This is a genomic window from Pseudomonas rossensis (assembly GCF_039888995.1).
Lineage (GTDB): Bacteria > Pseudomonadota > Gammaproteobacteria > Pseudomonadales > Pseudomonadaceae > Aquipseudomonas > Aquipseudomonas rossensis.
On record NZ_JBBWCB010000094.1, the window covers coordinates 1 to 22,055 of the forward strand.

A 22,055-nucleotide genomic window follows, 5' to 3' on the forward strand; every position below is an offset into this window, starting at 1 on the left:
CCCATGCGCCGATCATGGACAAAAACACCTTCACGACACAGCCGATGGGCGCCACGGCGCAATTGTATTTTCGCTCAGGAGGGAGCAGCGGCACTCCGGCCCTCGCCGGTTTCAGCTATCGCGACTTTCAACGGCAGATGCGCGCAGCGGCAGACGGCCTGTTCGCCGCCGGGCTCGATCCTTCACAGGACCGGGTCATGAACCTGTTTTACGGCGGCAGCCTGTACGGAGGTTTCCTCAGTTTTACCAAAATACTGGAACAGATGGGCGTCTCACACTTCCCCATGGGTGCGCCTCAGGACGATGATTTCAGCGAAATCGCCCAACTGATCGTTGACCAGCGTGTCACCGTGCTGATTGGCATGCCGAGCACCTTGCACCGTCTGTTCTTCAACGAGCAGGCCCGACTCCGCACGTACGCAGGTATTGGCAAAGTGTTCCTCGGCGGCGAGCATCCGGGCCAAACCAGCCTGAGCCTCATGGAAAGCTGCGGGGTCTCGATGATCCGCTCGGCGATCTATGGCTCCGTCGACGCCGGTCCCTTGGGGCATGCGTGCGCAGCCACCGCGAACGGGGTGTTTCACTTGATGTGCGACACCCAGCATCTGGAAATTGTGCAGATCGAACGGGATGAACCGGTTCAGGCTAATGAGATCGGTCGCCTGCTGTTTACTTCACGAGCGCGGCAAGGCCAAACCGTACGCCGGTATGACGTGGGCGACACCGGTCGCTGGATACCCGGAGCCTGTCCGTGCGGGTTGGACTCACCCCGGTTCGAACTGCTCCAACGCCACGGCAAACTGGTTCGAATGGGCACGGAGTTCATTTCGCCTTCGGCTCTGCAGGATGCCGTCGGCGCACCCATTCAGATTGTTCTCGACCACACCCCTGATGGCGTCGAGCGACTCAACGTTCTAACGGATGCAGACATCAACCAGGTTCGCAACGCATTGCTGAGCCATGAAGCACTGGCAAATGCCGTAAACGCCAAACTGTTAACTGTCGAAGTTCAAGTGTGCACAGAGCAAGCTTTCACTCGAAACAAACACAGCGGCAAAACACCCTTGGTTATTGATAAAAGAAAATAAAAATACCACCAGCCACTCACAACTTGCTTTTAACCGTCTAGACGCCTGATATAAAAAAGAGAGAACCCAGTGAAATCAACTTATTCGCTCGAACAACTGCTGCCTTACATACGGCAACATTCAAACTTCTACCGCCAGCAACTGGAAAACTTACCGCCGCAGGGCGTTACGTTACAAGATATACCGCTCACCAACGCCATGGACTATTGGTCTGACAGCAATGACTTGAGTCATTGGCCAGTCCTGACCGGAAAGGTCGACGATGCGCTGCTGTTTAAAACCGGCGGATCGACCAGCCAGGGCAAACTGACGGTGTACACCTATAACGAATGGCAAGAACTGGTCAGTACGTTCGGAGAAAGTTTCTCCTCTCAGCTGAACGACGGTGACCGTGTCGCCAATCTGTTTTTTTCCGGTGATCTTTACGCCAGTTTTCTGTTCATCCACGACTCCCTGGCACATGTCAGGCGATCCATCTGCGAGTTTCCGTTTTCCGGGCAAGTCGAACTGGACGTACTGGCCGATGCGATTGATCAGCATCGGATCAACGTGCTGGTCGGTGTCCCGGCACAGCTGCTGCGATTCGCGGCCTACCTGAACCAGCATCGGCGAGTACTGTGCGGGGTTGATACGTTGCTGTACGGCGGCGAAAGCCTGTTTGCCCCGCAGTTGGCAATCCTCACCGACGTGTTTCCCAACGTGCGCATTGCTTCCATTGGCTACGCCAGTGTAGACGCCGGCCTTATCGGGGCCAGCGACCGCGACTGCGCCTTGGGCGAGCATCGGGTGTTTGAACCACACACCGTTCTGGAGATCGTCGATGAATTCACCGGTGAAGTCATCGAAGAATGCGATCGCACCGGATTATTGGTGGTGACCAATCTGACTCGACGGCTCATGCCACTGCTGCGTTATCCGGTGGGCGACCGCGCGTGCTGGCGCGAACCCGGCTCAACCCCAAGGCGTAAATTCGCCCTCAAAGGACGTAGCGCGCACAGCCAGCGAGTGCGGGTGGGTGTGCTGTCGCTGCTGATCGATGACATCCACGAGATCGTCCAACGCATTGCCCACAACGACCAATGGCAATTGCTGATCGAACATGACGGATACAAAGATATTTTGAGTGTGAAGTGGGTTCCCTCAGCGCTATCAATGGCCATCGTACCGGTGTGCCGAGAGTTGTACGAGGCGCTGGTTGAACACTATCGCGCCATCGAGGAACTGAGCCGCGAGGGCCTGTTGGAGCTGCGAGTGCTGTCCTGCGATGTCACAGCCCTGAAGCTTCACCCACGTTCCGGCAAACAACTGCGGGTCCTGGACTTGCGCGGGTATGACGCACCGTCGCCGGAGCCCGCATGATGCCGCATTTGATTTTTCGACCCTATCGGCCCTCCGACGCACGTGCCGTGAGCCAGTTGTTTCGCGAGGTCTATGGCGATCATTACGTTCAGCCGGATGTTTACTTGCCGAATATGATCAATCAGCACAATGCCGAGGGGCGCTGGAAGTCGATGCTGGCGGTGGGCGACGTGCGCGTTCTGGGGCATGCTGCGTTGTGCCATGACACACCTGCGGACACCACCGAGCTGGCCCTCAGTGTGGTGCATCCCGCCGCGCAGGGGCAGAGTATCGCGACCCGTCTGGGACGGGAGTTGCTGTCGCGGTCAGGTTCCATGGGGTTCAAGAGCGTCTCGATCAAACAAGTGACACACCATCCCTACACGCAACGCATGGCAGCAAACATCGGCTTCCACAGCACGGGTTTGCTTCCTGACTACGTCCCTTCGCCCTTCGCTGAGCCGCTGCCGGAAACCATCGTGATGGGTTGTCATGTAGTCGAAGGACATACGCGTCCACTCCCCGACATCCCATGGCCTGACAGCTGCCGGGGGTTTATGCAGCACGTGTGTTCCGTGTTCGGGACTCATCCGGACACGACGCCGTTGTCTTCTCTGCCCTTGCAACTCAAGCAACACCATAAAAGATTCGACATGGTCATTCAGCGTTTGACCAAACGTCTGCTTGAGCAGATCCGGCAATTGCCCAGGCACTGGCTGATCTCGGCCAAACTTCAGTTATCACGGCACTTTGCCCAGGACTTTCGCAATTTGGCGGCCCTTGGCTTCACCTTTACCGGGGTGATGCCTACATCAAACACCAATGGGTGGTTCGCGCTGTTTCATCGAGGGGCGCAGTCTCGACACCTCAACCTGCACTGCCCGCACATGCAACGCTTGCATGACGACTTACAGCAAAACGCCAACACGCAGAGTAGCGCCGAAGCGCTGAACAGAACCCGCTCAGCCGCGTGAGTCTTTTCGATAAAAGTCATTGCCCGGCTGCGCGCAAAGCTCCAACAGCCAGTCAACAAACACCCTCACCCGCCGGGACAACTGGCGGTGCGGCGGGTAGAGCGCCGTCAGCGGCATCCCCGGTGTCGGCACCGTCCTGAGGACTTCACACAAACGGCCTTCGCTCAGCTTGCGGGCGACGTGGTAATACGGGGTCTGGACCAGACCATACCCCGCCTCACAAGCGGCCAGGTAACCATCGGCGCTGTTGACCGAGACTTGCTTGGGTAGATTTATGGCCTGAACCTGATCATTGACCATGAATTCCAGCCCATAACGCTTGCCATTGCTGCTGGAGAAGTACTCCACCATCTGATGGCCTTCAAGGTCAGCCAGAAACTGGGGCGTTCCGAATCGCTTCAAGTAGTCGGGGCTGGCACACGTGACCTGGTCCAGCATGGCCAACGGCCGCGCCACCAGTGAATCGTCCAGTGAGTCGCCGCCCCGCAACACGCAATCGACGCCTTCGCGTATCAGGTCGACTGGCCGGTCATTCAAGCCGATTTCCAGCTCCATCAAGGGGTATCGAGCAGTAAATTGCGGTAATGCCGGGATCACCATCAAGCGTCCCACGCCCGCCGGCATGTCCACGCGCAACAGCCCCTTGGGGTTGTTGCGTGCAGCACTGAACACCGCTTCGGTTTCCTCCAGGTCCGCCAGCAACCGTACGCAACGAGGGTAATAGGCCGCACCGTCGAGCGTCAGGCTGATCTGCCGCGTCGTGCGTTGCAGCAGCTGCACACCGAGATGCGCCTCCAGCTGCTTGATCAGAATGGTCACTGAGGCCCGGGGCAATTGCAGGCTATCCGCCGCCTTGGCAAAGCCTCCCAGTTCGACGATTCGGGTGAACACGCGCATCGCGTTAAAACGGTCCATTGCTTTTGCTTACCGGCTGATTATTTAGAAATTACGAACAGTGATAGCAGTTTTAGCCGGTTTATCTTGTTTCTGTCGAGGTCAACAATGGACTCCACATTCACAAGGAGCTGATTTCATGCAAACACGTCAACTGGGCAAAAACGGTCCACAAGTGAGCGCGATAGGTCTGGGCTGCATGGGCATGAGCGATTTCTACACGACTGGCGTGGACATCCGCGAAGCCACGGCCACTCTGCACCGCGCGCTGGAGTTGGGGATCAACCTGCTCGACACCGCTGACATGTATGGCCCGCACACCAATGAAGAACTGATCGGCAAGGCCATCGTCGGCAAACGCGACCAGGTGTTTCTGGCCAGCAAATTCGGCATCGTCCGCGACCCGGCCAATCCGGTTGCGCGGGGCGTCAACGGCCGACCGGAGTACATTCACGCCTCTATCGACGGCACCCTCAAGCGCCTTGGTGTCGAGACCCTGGATTTGTACTACCAGCACCGCATCGATCCGCAGGTGGCCATCGAGGAAACCGTCGGCGCCATGGCCGACCTGGTGAAAGCCGGCAAGGTTCGGTACCTGGGTTTGAGCGAAGCCTCGGTCGCAACACTTGAGCGGGCACACAAGATTCATCCGATCAGTGCACTGCAAAGTGAGTATTCGTTGTGGAGCCGTGATCAAGAGGAAAACGGTTGTCTGGCCGCGTGTCAGCGTCTGGGGGTTGCCTTCGTCCCCTACAGCCCTTTGGGTCGTGGCTTTCTCACCGGAGCGCTGAAAAGTCCTGATGATTTCGCGGCAGACGACTACCGGCGCTTCAGCCCGCGTTTTCAAGGCGAGAATTTCGCCAAAAATCTGTTGCTGGTGCAGCAAGTGCAGGACCTGGCCGCAGAAAAAGGCGTGACCGCCGGCCAACTGGCGCTCGCATGGGTACTGGCTCAGGGTGATTACGTGATCCCGATTCCGGGAACCAAACAGCGTAAATACCTGGAAGAAAATGTGGCCGCACTGGATGTGAAGCTTAGCGGCGACGACTTGCAAGCGCTGGAAGCAATATTCCCGGCCAATGCCACGGCTGGCTTACGTTACCCGGAGGAAGTCATGAAGTTGCTTGACCGGTAACCGACACCTGGCCCATTCGACAAGTTGAGTGGGCCAGGACAATCGGGCGTCACGCCTTGGAGCTGACGCCCTTGTCGGTCGGCACCGTCGTGCCGTTACCCTTGCCGTAAGTTTGTAAATTCTGCAGCACGTAGATCGCCGTTTTGTATTCAGGGATCAGGCCCACGGCGTACTTGTCACCCCTGATACTGTTGTTCTGAATGGTGTCCAGTTGGGTGGCGAAATACTCCAGTGCGTTGAATTTCGCATCCGGGTCTTTCTGTACGCCGAACCGGTCAAACTTGTCACCGGCGTTGATTAGCGTCATCGAGGTAATATCAGAAATCAGGCCTTTGGCTTTCAAGAAGGCACTGAGATTGCCCAGTTGTTTGGGGGTGACGTTTTCCGGGTCGAAGCCTTTGATGTTTCTGTGCAGTTTCTGCTCATCCATCAATTTCGTGTTGAGCACGCTGGGATCGCTTCCCACCAATGCCAGCATTTGCTTGACCTTGGCGCTGTGCGTCACAGGCTTGCCGGCGCCCGTGTCCTTGACCAGCAAACCTGCCTTGGAAGTCCAGGCCCCGGTATAGCCGATAGTCATGACCGAACTCCCGACTGCGCTATCTGATGCAGACGTCCGTGTGAGGCGACCATAAAAAGTTCCTTGTTTAATCTGGTTTAGAGCGCGCGAGTATCAGCCTGGCCACTAGCCACACCAACAATTATTTCCGACTTTTTACAATTCTCGTACATTTACGATACAACCGGGCAATTGCCCTTTTTCATTGATCCAGGCATTAACTTGGAAAGTGAAATAGCAACTAACCAAGTGGTACGTTCGCTTTGGTTAGTTAGTTTGTATCCATCACTATACCGCGCACCGCCCGTCACCCCGCACCGTTCCTGCACGATGGTACCTAAAGCTCGGCTTTCGCGAGCCGATAGCCCTTGGAAGCGTCGACTTCATACCGACGACCACAACAAGAACGCTGCACTAAGGACCGGTCCCATGCCCGCATTCCGTACCATTCAGGCTCGTTACACGCTGTTTCTGGTCCTGTTCATCCTGCTGTTGTCCGTGCTGACAGTGGTCGGCATCAGCCAATTGGTCGCACCGAAGCTGCGTCACACCGAAGAACAAGTGGCCCTCAACCGAATTGCCGAAGTCGCCGAGCAAATCCAGGGCGAACTGAACAAGGTTCAGGCGCAACAGCGAAGCATCACCCAGACCATTCCCCTGCTCGACAGCGCCGTCATCGACACCGTCCTGCCGGGCCTGGTCGACCAGTACGGCGAGCTGAAAGTGTTCGGCGGCGGGATCTGGCCGCTGCCCGGTCAGCGCGAAGCCGGGCGCAACAAGTTCAGCACGTTCTGGCACCGGGATGCCTTGGGAAAACTGGCCGTTAACACCTTTTGGAACAGCGATGCCGCGCCCAACTACTACGACCAGACCTGGTACAAAGGCGGCATGCAAACCCCGCGCGGCCAATGCGCGTGGGCGGCAGCCTATAAAGATGACGCCAGCGCCGAGCCACGCACCAACTGCGCCATGGCCATCCAGAAGAATGGCGCGGCCTACGGCGTGTCGACCATCGACGTGACCCTGGGTTTTTTCAATGACCTGGTGGCACGCAAGGAGAAAGACCTCGGCGCCGAAATGCTGATCGTCGAAGCCGACGGCAAGATCATCAGCAACAGTTCGCGCATCAGCGGGCCGATCGTACTGAAGAACATCAGTGAGCTGGCCGGCAACTCGCCGTTCGCTACCCAGGTGAAGGCCGGCTTGCAAAACCGTGACCAGTCGCAGCGGGGCGAGTTCGACAACAACGGCGAAGCCAGCACCTTCTTCATGCGCCCGATCGAAGGCACACCCTGGTTCCTCGCCACCGCCCTGCCGACCAAGCTGATCACCGCCCAGCGCGACGACGTGCTCAGCACCCTGAGCCTGCTGCAAATCCCGATGGTGATCCTGCTAGTGTTGCTACAGATCTATGCGATTCGCCAACTGGTCCAGCGTATGAAAGCCCTGAAGGCCAACATCGACGCACTGTCAGCCGGTGACGCCGACTTGACCAAACGCATCACCATTCGCGCCGAAGACGAACTGGGCGCCATCGGCCACTCGGTCAACGCCTTCATCACCTACTTGCAGAACATGATCGGCGAAGTCACCCTGGCCACCGGCGCCATGGCCTCCAGCCTGGATAACCTGCAACGCACCTCCGCCCACACCAGCCAGATACTGGTGCGTCACGCCTCGGAAACCGATCAGACCGTCACCGCCATCACCGAGATGAGTTCGACCGCCGAAAGCGTTGCGCAAAACGCCGCCGAAACCGCTGCCTTCACCCAGCGCGCCAACGAAAACGCCGACCGTTCGCGGGTCGTGGTGGGCGAAGCGTCCAGCAGCGTGATTGCGCTGATCGACGAAGTGGCCAGCGCAACCCATAAAGTCGAAAGCATGCAACAGGACGCTCAACGCATCACCGAGATTCTCGGGGTCATCGGCGCCATTGCCGGGCAAACCAACCTGTTGGCCCTCAACGCTGCCATCGAAGCCGCCCGCGCCGGCGAACAGGGCCGCGGTTTTGCCGTAGTTGCCGATGAAGTCCGCGCCCTCGCCGCCCGCACTCAGGCCAGTACGTCGCAAATCAATGAAATGCTCACCCGCCTGACGCAGGGTGTGAGTTCGTCGGTAACCGCCATGGAAAACACCCAGACCAGCTGCCAGTCGGCCGCTGATGCCACGGCACGGGTCAACACCGGTCTGGATGAAATGGCCGGCAACGTCAGCCACATCAACAGCCTTAGCACCCAGATCGCCACGGCCGCCGAGCAGCAAAGCGCGGTGACCGAAGAGATCAACCGCAGCATGGTGCAAATCCGTCACATGGTCGACGAACTGGTGAAAAGCGGCCAGGCCAGCGAGCTCAATACCCAACAACTGCTGGAAGCCAACAGTCGCGTCAGCGCGATCATGGGGCGGTTCAGAGTTCGTTAATTCTGCCCTACCCTGAGTGCCGTCCCCGGCACTCAGCGGCCAACCTGACAATCTTGTAATGTGCGCCTCATCTGACTGACAGCTTTGATCTACGATGATCAAGGCTGGCCAGTTTTGTATTACTTCGAAACACTCCTTGAATGCCAGGCCAAAAAAAATGGTCAGAATGCATTTTTTTGGCCGCAATTCGAAACGAGATTCCCCATGCGAACCCACCTGCGTCTGGTCGCCCTGAGCGCCCTGTTCATTTCCTCCCTGGCCCAGGCCGCCGACCTGATCCCGATCGAGGTTCACCGCGATGCCAATTGCGGTTGCTGCAAAAAATGGATCAGCCATCTGGAAGCCAACGGCTTCAAAGTCGAGGATCACGTCGAAGCCAATATGAGCGAATTCAAGCAACAGCACGGCGTGCCTCCGCGTCTGGCGTCGTGCCATACCGGTTTGATCAACGGCAAATTCGTTGAAGGTCATGTCCCTGCCGATCAGGTGCTGGCCTTGAGCAAGCGCGACGATCTGTTGGGCGTGGCCGCACCCGGTATGCCCATGGGGTCGCCGGGCATGGAAATGGACGGCATGAGCGATGCGTATCAAGTGATCGGTCTGAAAAAAGACGGCACTGACGTGGTAGTGGCGGACTACCCCGCCCATTGATGTTCGGTGCGTACATCGGGCTGTTCTTCGCCGCATTCGGTGCGGCAACCTTGCTGCCCTTGCAGTCCGAAGCGGTGTTGGTGGGGCTGTTGCTCAGCGGCAAGTATTGGCTCTGGTCGCTGCTAGCCGTGGCGACATTGGGCAATGTTCTGGGGTCGCTGGTGAACTGGTGGCTGGGGCGCGGTATCGAGCGGTTTCGTGATCGGCGCTGGTTTCCGGTCAGCCCGCGCCATCTGGAAAAAGCCCGAGTCCATTATCAGCGTTACGGTCATTGGTCATTGCTGCTGAGCTGGGTGCCTGTGATCGGTGATCCGCTGACCCTGGTGGCCGGCGTAATGCGCGAGCCGCTGGGGCGATTCCTGCTGATCGTGACCCTTGCCAAAGGCGCCCGTTATGGTGTGTTGGCCATGGCCACATTGGGCTGGATGGGTTGAACGATTATTCACGGCGATTGCCTGTGTTTAATGTCGCCCTAATCATGCCGATCCAGCATCGGCCGATTTCCAATGGAGTTCACCCATGTCCCTCACCCGCTCCCGCTGGCTGCCCGGCCTGCTGCTGACCGCTGCATTGCCTGTCATCGCCCACGCCGAAGGCCCGGAATATGGCCCGGAGCTGCAAGGCTTCGAGTACCCCTACACGGTCAAGCATTTTGCCTTTGAGTCCCAGGGCAAATCCCTGCAAATGGGTTACATGGATGTCGCCGCCCACGGCAAGGCCAATGGACGCAGCGTGGTGCTGATGCACGGCAAGAACTTCTGCGGTGCCACCTGGGACACTTCGATCAAGGCCCTGAGCGAGGCCGGTTACCGGGTCATCGCCCCAGATCAGATCGGTTTCTGCACCTCCAGTAAACCGGACAACTATCAGTACAGTTTCCAGCAACTGGCAACCAACACCCAGCAACTGCTCAAGGCCCTGGGCATTCAGAAGGCCAGTGTTCTCGGGCATTCCACCGGCGGCATGCTCGCCACTCGTTATGCCTTGCAATATCCCGATCAGGTCGAGCAACTGGCGCTGGTCAATCCCATCGGACTGGAAGACTGGAAAGCCCTCGGCGTGCCCTATCGCACCGTTGATCAATGGTATGAGCGCGAGTTGAAGGTCACCGTACAAGGCATCCATGACTATCAACGCAGTACCTATTACGACGGCCGCTGGAAACCCGAGTTTGACCGCTGGGTGGACATGTATGCGGGCCTGAGCAAAGGCCCGGGTAAAACCCAGGTAGCGTGGAATTCGGCGCTGATCTACGACATGATCTTCACCCAACCGGTGTACTACGAGTTCAAGGACCTGAAGGTGCCGACCCTGCTGCTGATCGGTACGTCCGACACCACGGCCATCGGCAGCGACATCGCACCGCCCGAGGTCAAGGCGAAAATCGGTCACTACGACGTGCTCGGCAAGCAGGTGGCGAAACTGATTCCCCAGTCGACCCTGGTTGAATTCCCCGGCATGGGCCACGCGCCGCAAATGGAAGAACCGGCGCAATTCCACCAGGCCCTGCTCGCCTGGCTGAACAAAACCAACCCCGTTCATTGATGAGGTAAGGGTGATGGCAGTGCAGATTGCGGTGATTGATGACTGGCAGGACGTGGCCCGTGATGTGGTGGACTGGTCGGTGCTGGACCACATCGGCCAGGTAAGCTTCATCCATGACTACCCTGCCGACAACGAAACCCTGGCGGCACGGTTGGGCGAGTTCGAGGTGATCTGCGTGATGCGCGAGCGCACCCGGTTCGATGAGGACCTGCTGCGGCGCTTACCGAAACTCAAGCTGCTGGTCACCGGCAGCATGCGTAACGCCGCCCTGGACCTGAAAGCCGCCGCGCAGGGTATCCAGGTTTGTGGCACTGACAGCTACAAGCACGCCGCGCCGGAACTGACCTGGGCGCTGATCATGGCGGCGACCCGCAACCTGGTGGTCGAAGCCAACGCCCTGCGCGCCGGTTTATGGCAGCAATGCCTGGGTGGCGACCTGCACGGCAAGACCCTGGCGATCCTGGGTCTGGGCAGCATCGGCACTCGCGTTGCCCAGTTCGGTCAGGTGTTCGGCATGCGGGTGATTGCCTGGAGCGAGAACCTGAGCGCCGAGCGCGCAGCCGAAGTCGGCGTGACCTACGTCAGCAAACAGGAACTGTTCGAACAGGCCGATGTGCTGTCGGTCCATCTGGTGCTCAGCGATCGTAGCCGTGGCTTGGTGGACGCCCAGGCGCTGGACTGGATGAAACCCTCGGCGCTGCTGGTCAACACTGCCCGTGGTCCGATTGTCGATGAGGCCGCGTTGATCAAGGCGTTGCAGAAACGGCGACTGGCAGGCGCTGCGCTGGATGTCTTCGAGCAGGAACCCTTGCCCGCTCATCATCCGTTCAGAACCCTGGACAATGTGCTGGCCACGCCCCACGTCGGGTATGTCAGCCAGCAGAACTACCACCAGTTCTTTTCGCAGATGATTGAGGACATTCAGGCCTGGTCAGCGGGAGAGCCGATTCGCGTACTGAGCTGATAGCAATCAGTTAAGCACTTGCACACCGCAGACCTTGTGGGAGCGAGCTTGCTCGCGATGGGCCGACACATTCAAAGTCAATGTTGGCTGAAAGTCCGCCATCGCGAGCAAGCTCGCTCCCACAAAGTTGCGGTCTGGCTAACCGCCTTTCACCGCCACAAACGCCGCCGTCTCATAGGGCACCGTGACTACGTCTCTCCCACGCAGGTCAGACTCCGCCGCGATCATCGCCCTGATCTGCTCGTCAACCTTCGCCCGCTCCTCCGCTGGTAATGCCGCCACAAAACTGGTGGAGCGCACGCGGTTGAAAATCACATCTTCCGGCGAACCTATATGCCCATGGCTGAAACGCTGTTCTGCCAGCGGTCCGAACGCCGCATGCGCAAACGCCTGCCGCCAGGCTCCCGTGTAATAGCGCGGCGTATCGCCCTCCAGCGCATTGACGATCGCATCCAGTTTCGGCACCCAGCTCGCCCGGGAATCGCGCTGATTCCACACCAGCCCCAGCTTGCCGCCGGGTTTGAGTACACGGGCAATTTCGGTCAGTGCTTCGGTGCTGGCAAACCAGTGAAAGGCCTGAGCGCAGATCACCACGTCTACCGACGCATCCGGCAGCGGCAGGTCCATGGCGGTGCCGCTGACGGCCAGCACTTCTGGGAAGGCTTCGGACAATTTCTCGAGCATCTGCGCCACTGGCTCCACCGCAACCACTTGCGCACCGGTCGCCACCAGCCGACCGGTGAACTTGCCAGTGCCGGCGCCCAGATCAACCACGGTTTTGTCCGCGTGCAAACCAAGAGTGCCCGTCAGCCAATCGGCCACTTGCGGCGGATAGTCCGGACGACCGCGAACGTAGATCTCGGCGCCGGTTTTATAGCCGGCAGCCGCCGAGTGATGGGCCTGATCTTTCATGGCAGTGCTCCAGATCGACAACGAATGCTGTCGAGCATAGCGCCTCGATTTGAGCTTTCCTTGCACAGACCGCCAGAAAGAAATGAATAATTGTTCACCCTGTGGTGTTCATCTCTCACCGACCAGGAGAATTGCCCATGACTATCCGTTTTGCTGTTTTCACCGCCCCGCTGTTGCTCGCCGTCGCGTTCTCCAGCTCGCTTGCGTTGGCTAACGGCGACGACGAAGAAGAGCCTGCCAAACCCAATTGCCCCAAAGGCCAGGTCTGGGACAGCAAGCAGCAGAAATGCCTCAAGCAAACCAGCAGCCTGGTACCGGACGCCGATCGCACCGATTATGCCTATCGCCTGGCCAAGGACGGTCGTTATAAGGAAGCGCTGGCCCTGCTCGACACCCTCAAACAGCCAAACACCGCCAAGGCCTTGAACTATCGCGGCTACGCCACGCGTAAACTGGGGCGCACCGACGAAGGCATCGGTTATTACCTGCAATCCGTCAAACTTGACCCACACTACGCGCAAGTTCGCGAATACCTCGGCGAAGCGTATGTGATCAAAGGTCGGCGGGACCTCGCTCAGGAGCAGTTGCAGCAGATCAAAACCATCTGCGGCAGCACCACCTGCGAGGAATACCAGGACCTGGCCGAAGCCATCAACGATTCAACGAAAACCTGACACACCGAGCAGACGGAGGTCGCCATCGCCAGCGATCAGGCAATACGGGCAGAACTGGGCCAGCACCTGGCGCGTTTATGGCGCTACGGCCTGCTGTTGTCCCGGCAACGGCATGTCGCCGAAGACCTGGTGCAGGCGACCTGCGTGCGGGCACTCGAGCGAGCCGGGCAGTTTGTCCCGGGCACCCGCATGGACCGCTGGTTGCTGAGTATTCTGCATTCGATCTGGCTCAACGAAGTTCGCTCCCGAAGAGTGCGTCATGGACAGGGGCTGGTGGATGCCGACAACGCTTTGTCGTTCGACGGTGAATACGCGGCGCAAACCCATGTCCTCGCGGCTCAGGTGATCAGGCGTGTGGATGCCCTGCCCGAAACCCAGCGGGAAACAGTGTTTCTCGCCTATGTCGAAGGTTTGTCCTACCGCGAAGTGGCCGACGTGCTGGACGTGCCCATCGGCACCGTCATGAGTCGCCTGGCCGCTGCACGCGCGAAACTGGCCGAGTACCCGCCATTGCACACCGTGCCGAACCCTTCCACTGGAGAACGTCGATGAATGATCACGCACGCCCGACGATACCCTCGGATGAGCAACTGGTGGCCTACCTCGACCACCAGCTCGACAGCGAACAGCGCACCCGCATCGACGCGGCCATCCTTGAAGACCCAACGCTCAACCTGCGCCTGCAATGGCTGGCCCGCAGCAGCCTGCCGTTCAAGGAGGCCTACGACGAGTTGGGTCGACAAGCGCCCGTGGACCGCTTGCAATCAATGCTCGACACCCTGCCTGCGCCTGAACGCCCGGCCATGAATCGGCGCTGGTTTCTCGCAGCGGCCGCCGGGTTGGTGGTGAGTGGCGTGGTGGCGGATCGGCTGTTCCTCGGTTGGCAGTTGAGCCAGAAAAAGGAAAACTGGCGCGGGCTGGTAGCCGAGTACATGTCGCTTTACGTACCGCAAACCCTGGACCACTTGCCCACTGACGAAGCCGCTCAGCGAGCACAACTGCGGACCATCGATGCGCGTCTGGGCCTGAATCTTGTGCCGGCGCAACTGGCCTTGCCACGCTCCGAGTTCAAGCGCGCGCAAATCCTCGAGTACGACGGCGTCGCCATTGCCCAAATCACCTACCTGGACCCGGCGCACGGCCCCATGGCGCTGTGCGTCACCCGCTCCAACAGCGGCAGCCGGCATTTCACCCGCGAGCGCCGGCATGGGATGAACATTGTCTATTGGGCTGACATGCAACATGCCTGGATGTTGATCGGGCATAACCCGGTGGCGGAACTGGAGGACATGGCGAAATTGTTGAGAGGCCGGCTTAGCGCGTGATCCGTTTTGTCACTATGCTGGGTGTCTCATTTCCAAGGAGGAACCTACCCATGCCGATTGCTTCACGCACAGCCTTGCTGGTCATCGACGTACAGAACGACTTCATCCCCGGCGGCCATCTACCGGTGCCGGAGGGCGACCGGATCGTCCCATTGATCAATCGCCTCGGCGCCCGATTCACCCAAGTCATCATCGCCCAGGACTGGCACCCGGCCGGACATGCGTCCTTCGCCTCCAGCCACCCGGACCGAAAGCCTTACGATGTAATTGAACTGCCGTACGGCGAACAGACGCTCTGGCCGGACCATTGCGTGCGGGCCACGCCCGGTGCCGAGTTGCACAAGGATCTGCACTTGCCCCACGCCCAATTGATCATCCGCAAGGGCTGCAACCCGGACATCGACAGTTACTCGGCGTTTCTGGAGGCGGACCGAACGACCACCACAGGCTTGGCCGGGTACTTGAAGGAGCGCGGTGTCGACACGGTCTATCTGGTTGGGCTGGCACTCGATTTCTGCGTGATGTTTTCCGCACTGGATGCGCGGGCGGCAGGGTTTAACGCGTTTGTGGTGATGGATGCGTGTCGGGCGATTGATCTGGAAGGCTCGCTGGCCGCGGCAATCGATCGGATGCAGGGAGCTGAGGTTGGGTTGATTCAATCAACCGAAGTGCCAGGCTAACCCCCTGTAGCAGCTGTCGAGCAGCGCGAGGCTGCGTTCGGCTCGGTCCGCGCTCGGGCGAAGCAGTCGTAAAGTCAGGCACCCCGTTCTTCCAGGAAAACCGCATCCGTCGGGTTGGCGAGGACTTCGGTCGAGCGCGACCCCGGCTCGAACGCAGCCTCGCGGGCTCGGCAGCTGCTACAAAAAATGCGTCAGGCTGAGGTGGGCAACCACAAACGGAACCGTGCCCCACCCAGCGGCGATGCTTCAACGGTGAGCGTGCCGCCCTGTGCTTCCAACGCCCGACGACTGATGGCCAACCCCAGACCGAAGCCTCCCGTGGCCCGATCCCGACTGCGATCCAGCCGATAGAACGGTTCGAAAATCCGCTCACGCTCCTCATCCGGAATACCGATCCCATCGTCGTCCACCCAGATTTCAGCCCCCTTGGCACACACCCGCACACCAATCTGAATGCGTTTTTCGCAGTAGCGCATCGCATTGCGCAGCAGGTTCTGAATAGCGCGGGCAGTCAGCCTTGGGTCGAGGGCGAAGCGTTCAAGTTGTCCGTGCAGGAGCACATCGATAACGATGTCCGGGGATTCCAGTTCTTCGTCGACGCTGCCAAGGATGCTGTCGATAAATTCATCCAGCGACACCTCGACCCGCTCCGGCAGCCGCGCCGGGTTTTGCAGGCGGCTGTAGGACAGCAGTTCCAGCACCAGCTCATCGAGTTCGCGAATGTGCGCGACCAGACCTTGCAGACGCTCGCGGCTCGCGGCTGGCAAATCGTCGGACAGTGCCAGCGCCAGGCCGAAATCCAGTCGTGTCAGGGGCGTGCGCAATTCGTGAGAGACGGCATTGAGCAGGTCGCGCTGCTGGTTAAGCAGGTTCTCGATGTCGCCGGCCATGGTGTCGAAGACATTGGCCAGGCTGCCGATGTTGGAGCTTTGGGAAATCTGTGTGCGCTCGCTCAGGTGGCCCTTGCCGAAACGTTCAGCCGTACCTTTGAGGCGTTCCAGGTCGCGCCAGTGCGGGCGCAGCCACAGCAACAGGCAGGCGAGCATGGTCGCGCCGATCAGCACGTTGATGCTCCAGTACAACAGGCTGACGTCCATCGGGTCCGGCGGCACGACCATCTTCACCACCGTCCGCTCGTTCAGCGGCGACACCGCCAGGGTGCGCCAGCCCCAGTCGCCAATGCGCACGACGTTCTCGCCACGCTGCAAACGCTTGCGCTCATCGGGGGTGAAATCAGCATCGTCGTTACCGGTGAGCACGATGTGCAGCGGCTGGAATTCCTTGTCCATCTCCGCGGCCAATGCCGACCACTGCTCCGGGGGCACGGCGTGAAACTGTTTGACGATGAGGGTTTGCAGCCCGCGCGAATAATCGAGGTTGTAGGTGACAAAGCGCTCCTGGAAGACCTTGATCACCACGTCAGGTACCAGATAGATCGCCGCGCTGTACGAAACGATGGTCACCAGGTACAGGCGAAACAGGATTCTGAACATCGACTCAGCATTCCCACTCGGAACGGCTGAACAGATAACCCTTGCCCCACACGGTCTTGATCTTGCGCGCCTCGCCAGCGTGGTCGTCGAACTTGCGCCGCAGCTTGGAAATCGCCACGTCCACCGAGCGGTCGGTGCCGTTGAACTCGATGCCGCGCAGGCGTTGCAGAATCTGGTCGCGACTGAGCACTTCGCCGGCATGCCGGGCCAGCACCACCAGCAGGTTGTATTCACCGCTGGACAGTTCGACCAATTGCTCGCGCCAGGTCACGGTGCGCTCGGACAGGTCGATGCACAGATTACCCATCAGAATGCGGTCGTTGGCCGTCTGCGGTTCGGTGAGGCTGCTGCGCCGCAGCAACGTCCGCACTCGGGCCAGCAACACGCGCGGTTCGCAGGGTTTGGTGACGTAGTCGTCGGCGCCCATTTCCAGGCCCAGCACCTGATCGTGACTGTCGTCGCGGGCGGTGAGCATCAGGATCGGCAACGTGGCCGAATCGGCGCGCAGCAAGCGGCATACTTGCAGGCCATCGAGCCCCGGCAGCATCAGGTCGAGGATCACCAGGTCCGGCGGATTGACCCGCGCACGTTCGCGCACATGGTCACCACGGCTGATCACGCTGACGCTATAGCCGTTGCGTTCCAGGTAACTGGCAATCAATTCGGAGAGCGCGGTGTCGTCTTCGACCAGGAGGATGTTGGGCATGGGGTGTTCCAGAAAGTGCTGTGGCGATGCTTAGGGCCTCTTCGCGAGCAAGCTCGCTCCCACAGGGGAATGCATTTCAAATGTGGGAGCGAGCTTGCTCGCGATAGCGGCATAACAGTCGCAGAAAAAATCAAGTCGCCAAGGATATACGCCCTCGCCCATGCCTGAGTAAAACCCTTACACAATTTCACACAGCGCCTACAAAGCTTCACCGCTACCCTCGTCGCCTCCCCGTAGGATGCGGGGGGTCATTATTGGGGTATTACATGTCAAAGAATCTGCTTGCCAGACTCAGCCTGATTGCACTGGCGGTGACGCTGAGCGCTTGTGACAAGGCCTCGACGGCCGAAGAACAGGCGCCTCTGGCCACGGTTCGCATCGAAACCATCCAAGCCAGCCCCCTGTCGATCACCAGTGAACTGAGCGGGCGGATTGCCGCGCCACGCATTGCCGAAGTCCGCGCCCGGGTTGCCGGGGTGGTGTTGCAACGGGCGTTCCGTGAAGGCAGTGATGTGAAAAAAGGCGAAGTGTTGTTCCGTATCGACCCGGCGCCGTTCAAGGCAGACCTGGACAGCGCTGAAGCGGCGCTGCGCAAGGCTGAAGCCAATGCGTTCCAGGCGCGCCTGCAAGAGCAGCGTTACGCGCAGTTGATCGAAGGCAATGCCATCAGCGGCCAGGATTATGACAACGCCCGGGCCAGTGCCCGGCAAACGGCTGCCGACGTCGCTGCGAACAAAGCCGCCGTGGAACGGGCGAAACTCAACCTGGGTTACGCCACGGTCACGGCGCCGATCTCCGGGCGCATCGGCCGCGCGTTGGTGACCGAAGGCGCACTGGTCGGGCAGAACGAAACCACACCGCTGGCATTGATTCAGCAACTGAACCCGATCCACGCCGACCTTACCCAATCGACCCGCGAACTCAACGACCTGCGCCGGGCGTTCCGTTCCGGCCAGTTGCAGCAGGTCGGTCAGGACCAGGCCAAAGCCACGCTGATCCAGGACGACGGCAGTCTCTATCCGTTGCCCGGCAAGTTGCTGTTCGCCGACATCACCGTCGACCCCGGCACCGGCCAGATCATTCTGCGCAGCGAATTCCCCAACCCGGACCTCGACTTGCTGCCGGGCAGCTTCGTGCGCGTGCGTCTGGAGCAAGCGGTCAATCACCAAGGCATCAGCGTGCCGCAACGGGCCATTCAGCGTGACAGTGCCGGCATCGCCCAAGTGCTGTTGCTCGACGCCGAACAGCGGGTCGGCCAGCAACCGGTCGAACTGGGCGCCGTGCAGAACGATCGCTGGATCGTCACCGGCGGCCTCAAGCCCGGTGATCGCATCGTCACCGAAGGCCTGCAGCACGCTCGTCCCGGCGAACAGGTGCAGATCGACGACACCCCTCTTCCACTTGCCCAGGCTTCTGGTCAGTAAGCAGGACGCTTCTTTATGCCGCAGTTCTTTATCGATCGCCCGGTGTTCGCCTGGGTGGTTGCCCTGTTCATCCTGTTGGCCGGCGCCCTGGCCATTCCACAGTTGCCGGTGGCGCAATACCCCAACGTAGCGCCGCCGAAAGTCGAAATCTACGCCGTGTACCCCGGTGCTTCGGCGCAAACCGTGGACGAAAGCGTGGTCAGCCTGATCGAGGAAGAACTCAACGGCGCTGACCATCTGCTGTATTTCGAATCCCAGAGCAACCTCGGCAGTGCCACCATCACTGCGACGTTCCAGCCGGGCACTGACCCGGAAATGGCTCAGGTCGATGTGCAAAACCGCCTGAAAGTGGTCGAGTCGCGTCTGCCTCAAGCGGTGACACAGCAGGGTTTGCAGGTGGAGAAAGTCTCCGCCGGCTTCCTGCTGCTGATCACCCTCACCTCCAGCGACGGCAAGCTCGACGACGTGGCGCTCAGCGATTACCTGGCGCGCAACGTGATGAACGAGATCAAGCGCCTGGACGGCGTCGGCAAGGCGCAGCTGTACGGTGCCGAACGGGCCATGCGGATCTGGATCGACCCGCAAAAGCTGATCGGTTTCAACCTGACCCCGGCCGACGTCAATGCCGCCATCGTCGCGCAGAACGCGCAAGTGTCGGCGGGCAGCATCGGCGACTTGCCGACCCGCACCACCCAGGAAATCACCGCGACCATTCTGGTCAAAGGCCAGTTGTCGACACCGGAAGAATTCGCCGACATCGTCCTGAAAGCCAATCCCGACGGCTCAACTGTGCGCATCAAAGACGTGGCGCGCGTCGAGATCGGCAGTCAGGAATACCAGTTCTCCACCCGCCTCAACGGCAAACCGTCGACCGCCGTCAGCGTGCAGTTGGCACCGGGCGCCAACGCCTTGAGTACCGCGACCCTGGTGCGGGCGAAGATGGACGAACTGGCGCGCTACTTCCCGGCTGGCGTGGAATACAAGATCCCGTATGACACCTCGCCCTTCGTCAAAGTCTCGATCACCAAGGTGGTTTACACCCTCGGCGAGGCGATGTTGCTGGTGTTTGCGGTGATGTTCCTGTTCCTGCAAAACATCCGCTACACGCTGATTCCGACCCTGGTGGTGCCGGTGGCGCTGATGGGCACCTTTGCGACCATGTTGGCCCTCGGCTTCTCGATCAACGTGCTGACCATGTTCGGCATGGTACTGGCGATCGGCATCCTGGTGGATGACGCGATTGTGGTGGTGGAAAACGTCGAGCGGATCATGGCCACCGAAGGCCTGTCGCCCAAAGAGGCAACGCGCAAGGCGATGAAGCAGATCACCGGGGCGATCATCGGTATCACGCTGGTGCTGGTCGCGGTGTTCATTCCGATGGCGTTCATGCAGGGGTCGGTCGGGGTGATTTACCGGCAATTCTCGCTGTCCATGGCGACTTCGATTCTGTTCTCGGCGTTCCTCGCCCTGACCTTGACCCCGGCGTTGTGCGCGACGCTGCTCAAGCCGATTGCCAAGGGCGAACATCACGAGAGGCGCGGGTTCTTCGGCTGGTTCAACCGACGTTTCGAGCAACTGACCGAGCGTTATCAGGGCTGGGTCGCCTATGCGCTGAAACGCACGGGACGTTACTTGCTGATCTACGGCGTGCTGCTGATCGGATTGGGCGTGTGCTTCAGTCGACTGCCCTCCTCGTTCCTGCCGGTGGAGGATCAGGGTTACACCATCACCGACATTCAACTGCCGCCGGGTGCGAGCAAGAACCGCACGGTGCAGGTGGTCGAGCAGATCGAAGCCCACAACGCTAACGAGCCGGGCGTTGGCGACAGCACGGTGATTCTCGGTTTCAGCTTCTCCGGTAGCGGGCAGAACGCCGCGTTGGCGTTTACCACGCTCAAAGACTGGTCTGATCGGGGCAGCGATGACTCGGCCAGTTCCATTGCCGATCGCGCCAACATCGCGTTGAGCCAGATCAAGGAAGCCGTAGCGTTTGCGGTACTGCCGCCGCCGGTTGACGGTCTTGGCACCTCCAGCGGTTTCGAGTTCCGCCTGCAGGACCGTGGCGGTCTTGGCCATGCCACGCTGATGCAGGCACGCAGTGAATTGCTCGCTGCCGCCGAAAAAAGCCCGATCCTGATGAACGTGCGCGAAAGCGCGCTGGCCGAAGCGCCGCAGGTGCAACTGGTAGTCGACCGCAAACAGGCGAACGCGTTGGGCGTTTCCTTTGCCGACATTGGCAATGTGCTGTCCACCGCCGTCGGTTCGGCCTACATCAACGACTTCCCCAATCAGGGGCGGATGCAGCGGGTGGTGGTTCAGGCCGAAGGCGATCAGCGCAGTCAGGTCGCCGATCTGCTGAAGATTCACGTGCGCAACAGCGTCGGGAAAATGGTGCCGTTGTCGGCCTTCGTCCAGGCCAAGTGGACCCAGGGGCCGGCGCAATTGACTCGCTACAACGGCTACCCGGCGATCAGCATTTCCGGCGAACCGTCGCCCGGTCACAGCACCGGCGAAGCCATGGCCGAAATCGAACGGCTGGTGGCGCAAGGGCCGGCGGGATTGGGCCAGGAATGGACCGGGTTGTCGTTGCAAGAACGCTTGTCCGGCAGTCAGGCTCCGATCCTGCTCGGGCTGTCGCTATTGATCGTGTTTCTGTGTCTGGCCGCGTTGTATGAGAGCTGGTCGATTCCGACCTCGGTGCTGCTGGTGGTGCCGCTTGGCGTGCTCGGCGCGGTACTGGCCGTGACTTTTCGCGGGATGCCCAACGACGTGTTCTTCAAGGTTGGATTGATCACCATCATCGGGCTGTCGGCGAAGAACGCGATCCTGATCATCGAATTCGCCAAGAGCCTGTACGACGAAGGCCATGACCTGATCGACGCCACCCTGCAAGCCGCGCGCCTGCGACTGCGGCCGATCGTGATGACGTCGATGGCGTTCATCCTCGGCGTGGTGCCGCTGGCGATTGCCACCGGGGCCAGTTCGGCCAGTCAGCAGGCCATCGGTACGGGGGTGATTGGCGGGATGATCACGGCGACGCTGGCGGTGGTGTTTGTGCCGGTGTTTTTTGTGGTGGTGATGAAATTGGTCCGCAAGCGGCATAACGACCTCTAACCCACACCACCTACCCTGTGGGAGCGAGCTTGCTCGCGATGAGGCCATAACAGTCGATACCCATGTTGGCTGTTATGCCGCTATCGCGAGCAAGCTCGCTCCCACAGGGATCCTCATTGGTTTCACCAGTGGTCACAACGAACTGCGCTGGGCTAAGG

Annotated in this window: 20 protein-coding genes; 15 read left to right on the forward strand and 5 right to left on the reverse strand. The window is 59.9% G+C overall.

The features are described from left to right. From WLY71_RS21605 to WLY71_RS21615, 3 genes are all read left to right on the forward strand, one after another. A partial coding sequence (locus WLY71_RS21605) for a phenylacetate--CoA ligase family protein (protein ID WP_425589948.1) occupies positions 1–1,088 on the forward strand: 1,088 nt, incomplete at its 5' end. A gap of 69 nt (positions 1,089–1,157) precedes the next feature. After that, positions 1,158–2,447: a phenylacetate--CoA ligase family protein gene (locus WLY71_RS21610; RefSeq protein ID WP_347805156.1), complete on the forward strand. Its 1,290-nt coding sequence runs from the start codon at positions 1,158–1,160 to the stop codon at positions 2,445–2,447. Then, on the forward strand, positions 2,447–3,400 hold the full coding sequence (locus tag WLY71_RS21615) for a GNAT family N-acetyltransferase (protein WP_347805157.1): 954 nt from the start codon (positions 2,447–2,449) through the stop codon (positions 3,398–3,400). The genes WLY71_RS21610 and WLY71_RS21615 overlap by 1 nt, the downstream gene beginning before the upstream one ends. Here the strand turns inward: WLY71_RS21615 and WLY71_RS21620 are convergent. Further along, complete coding sequence (locus tag WLY71_RS21620) at positions 3,389–4,315, reverse strand: LysR family transcriptional regulator (protein WP_347805158.1); 927 nt, start codon at positions 4,313–4,315, stop codon at positions 3,389–3,391. The two genes, WLY71_RS21615 and WLY71_RS21620, sit on opposite strands and share 12 nt — an antisense overlap. A gap of 118 nt (positions 4,316–4,433) precedes the next feature. Between WLY71_RS21620 and WLY71_RS21625 the strand changes: the two genes are divergently transcribed. Further along, positions 4,434–5,429: an aldo/keto reductase gene (locus WLY71_RS21625; RefSeq protein WP_347805159.1), complete on the forward strand. Its 996-nt coding sequence runs from the start codon at positions 4,434–4,436 to the stop codon at positions 5,427–5,429. A gap of 49 nt (positions 5,430–5,478) precedes the next feature. Here the strand turns inward: WLY71_RS21625 and WLY71_RS21630 are convergent, their stop codons facing one another. Next, complete coding sequence (locus WLY71_RS21630) at positions 5,479–6,009, reverse strand: hypothetical protein (RefSeq protein WP_347805160.1); 531 nt, start codon at positions 6,007–6,009, stop codon at positions 5,479–5,481. 408 nt (positions 6,010–6,417) lie between these two features. Between WLY71_RS21630 and WLY71_RS21635 the strand changes: the two genes are divergently transcribed. The 5 genes from WLY71_RS21635 (at position 6,418) to WLY71_RS21655 (ending at position 11,569) form a co-directional block, all read left to right on the forward strand. Continuing rightward, positions 6,418–8,409: a methyl-accepting chemotaxis protein gene (locus tag WLY71_RS21635; RefSeq protein WP_347805161.1), complete on the forward strand. Its 1,992-nt coding sequence runs from the start codon at positions 6,418–6,420 to the stop codon at positions 8,407–8,409. A 204-nt stretch (positions 8,410–8,613) separates the two neighbouring features. Then, positions 8,614–9,060, forward strand: a complete 447-nt coding sequence (locus WLY71_RS21640) for a DUF411 domain-containing protein (protein WP_347805162.1) — start codon at positions 8,614–8,616, stop codon at positions 9,058–9,060. Beyond that, positions 9,060–9,494 (forward strand): YqaA family protein, encoded by a 435-nt coding sequence (locus WLY71_RS21645; protein WP_347805163.1) that lies wholly within the window; start codon positions 9,060–9,062, stop codon positions 9,492–9,494. Before WLY71_RS21640 ends, WLY71_RS21645 begins: the two co-directional genes overlap by 1 nt. A gap of 85 nt (positions 9,495–9,579) precedes the next feature. Further along, positions 9,580–10,605, forward strand: a complete 1,026-nt coding sequence (locus WLY71_RS21650; protein ID WP_347805164.1) for an alpha/beta fold hydrolase — start codon at positions 9,580–9,582, stop codon at positions 10,603–10,605. 13 nt (positions 10,606–10,618) lie between these two features. After that, a complete protein-coding gene (locus WLY71_RS21655) occupies positions 10,619–11,569 on the forward strand; it encodes a D-2-hydroxyacid dehydrogenase family protein (protein ID WP_347805165.1) in 951 nt (316 codons plus the stop codon). A gap of 138 nt (positions 11,570–11,707) precedes the next feature. Here the strand turns inward: WLY71_RS21655 and WLY71_RS21660 are convergent, their stop codons facing one another. Continuing rightward, complete coding sequence (locus WLY71_RS21660; protein ID WP_347805166.1) at positions 11,708–12,481, reverse strand: class I SAM-dependent methyltransferase; 774 nt, start codon at positions 12,479–12,481, stop codon at positions 11,708–11,710. 137 nt (positions 12,482–12,618) lie between these two features. On the opposite strand from WLY71_RS21660, the gene WLY71_RS21665 reads away from it, so the two are divergent. Genes WLY71_RS21665 through pncA form a run of 4 tightly spaced genes read left to right on the forward strand, consistent with a single transcriptional unit; the run spans position 12,619 to position 15,160 of the window. Next, complete coding sequence (locus tag WLY71_RS21665) at positions 12,619–13,155, forward strand: hypothetical protein (protein WP_347805167.1); 537 nt, start codon at positions 12,619–12,621, stop codon at positions 13,153–13,155. A gap of 54 nt (positions 13,156–13,209) precedes the next feature. Continuing rightward, positions 13,210–13,707 (forward strand): sigma-70 family RNA polymerase sigma factor, encoded by a 498-nt coding sequence (locus tag WLY71_RS21670; protein WP_403143435.1) that lies wholly within the window; start codon positions 13,210–13,212, stop codon positions 13,705–13,707. Beyond that, a complete protein-coding gene (locus WLY71_RS21675; RefSeq protein ID WP_347805168.1) occupies positions 13,704–14,480 on the forward strand; it encodes an anti-sigma factor family protein in 777 nt (258 codons plus the stop codon). Before WLY71_RS21670 ends, WLY71_RS21675 begins: the two co-directional genes overlap by 4 nt. A 50-nt stretch (positions 14,481–14,530) precedes the next feature. Continuing rightward, positions 14,531–15,160: a bifunctional nicotinamidase/pyrazinamidase gene (gene pncA / locus WLY71_RS21680; RefSeq protein WP_347805169.1), complete on the forward strand. Its 630-nt coding sequence runs from the start codon at positions 14,531–14,533 to the stop codon at positions 15,158–15,160. A 191-nt stretch (positions 15,161–15,351) separates the two neighbouring features. On the opposite strand, the gene WLY71_RS21685 is transcribed toward pncA, so the two are convergent. Continuing rightward, entirely contained in the window at positions 15,352–16,653 is a 1,302-nt protein-coding gene (locus WLY71_RS21685; protein ID WP_347805170.1) for an ATP-binding protein, read from the reverse strand. 4 nt (positions 16,654–16,657) lie between these two features. Continuing rightward, complete coding sequence (locus WLY71_RS21690; RefSeq protein WP_008155184.1) at positions 16,658–17,359, reverse strand: response regulator; 702 nt, start codon at positions 17,357–17,359, stop codon at positions 16,658–16,660. A gap of 266 nt (positions 17,360–17,625) precedes the next feature. Here WLY71_RS21690 and WLY71_RS21695 point away from each other — a divergent pair, with 266 nt between their 5' ends. Further along, a complete protein-coding gene (locus tag WLY71_RS21695) occupies positions 17,626–18,783 on the forward strand; it encodes an efflux RND transporter periplasmic adaptor subunit (RefSeq protein ID WP_347805171.1) in 1,158 nt (385 codons plus the stop codon). Positions 18,784–18,798: 15 nt separating this feature from the next. Then, on the forward strand, positions 18,799–21,897 hold the full coding sequence (locus WLY71_RS21700; protein ID WP_347805172.1) for a multidrug efflux RND transporter permease subunit: 3,099 nt from the start codon (positions 18,799–18,801) through the stop codon (positions 21,895–21,897). Positions 21,898–22,055 lie beyond the last annotated feature (158 nt).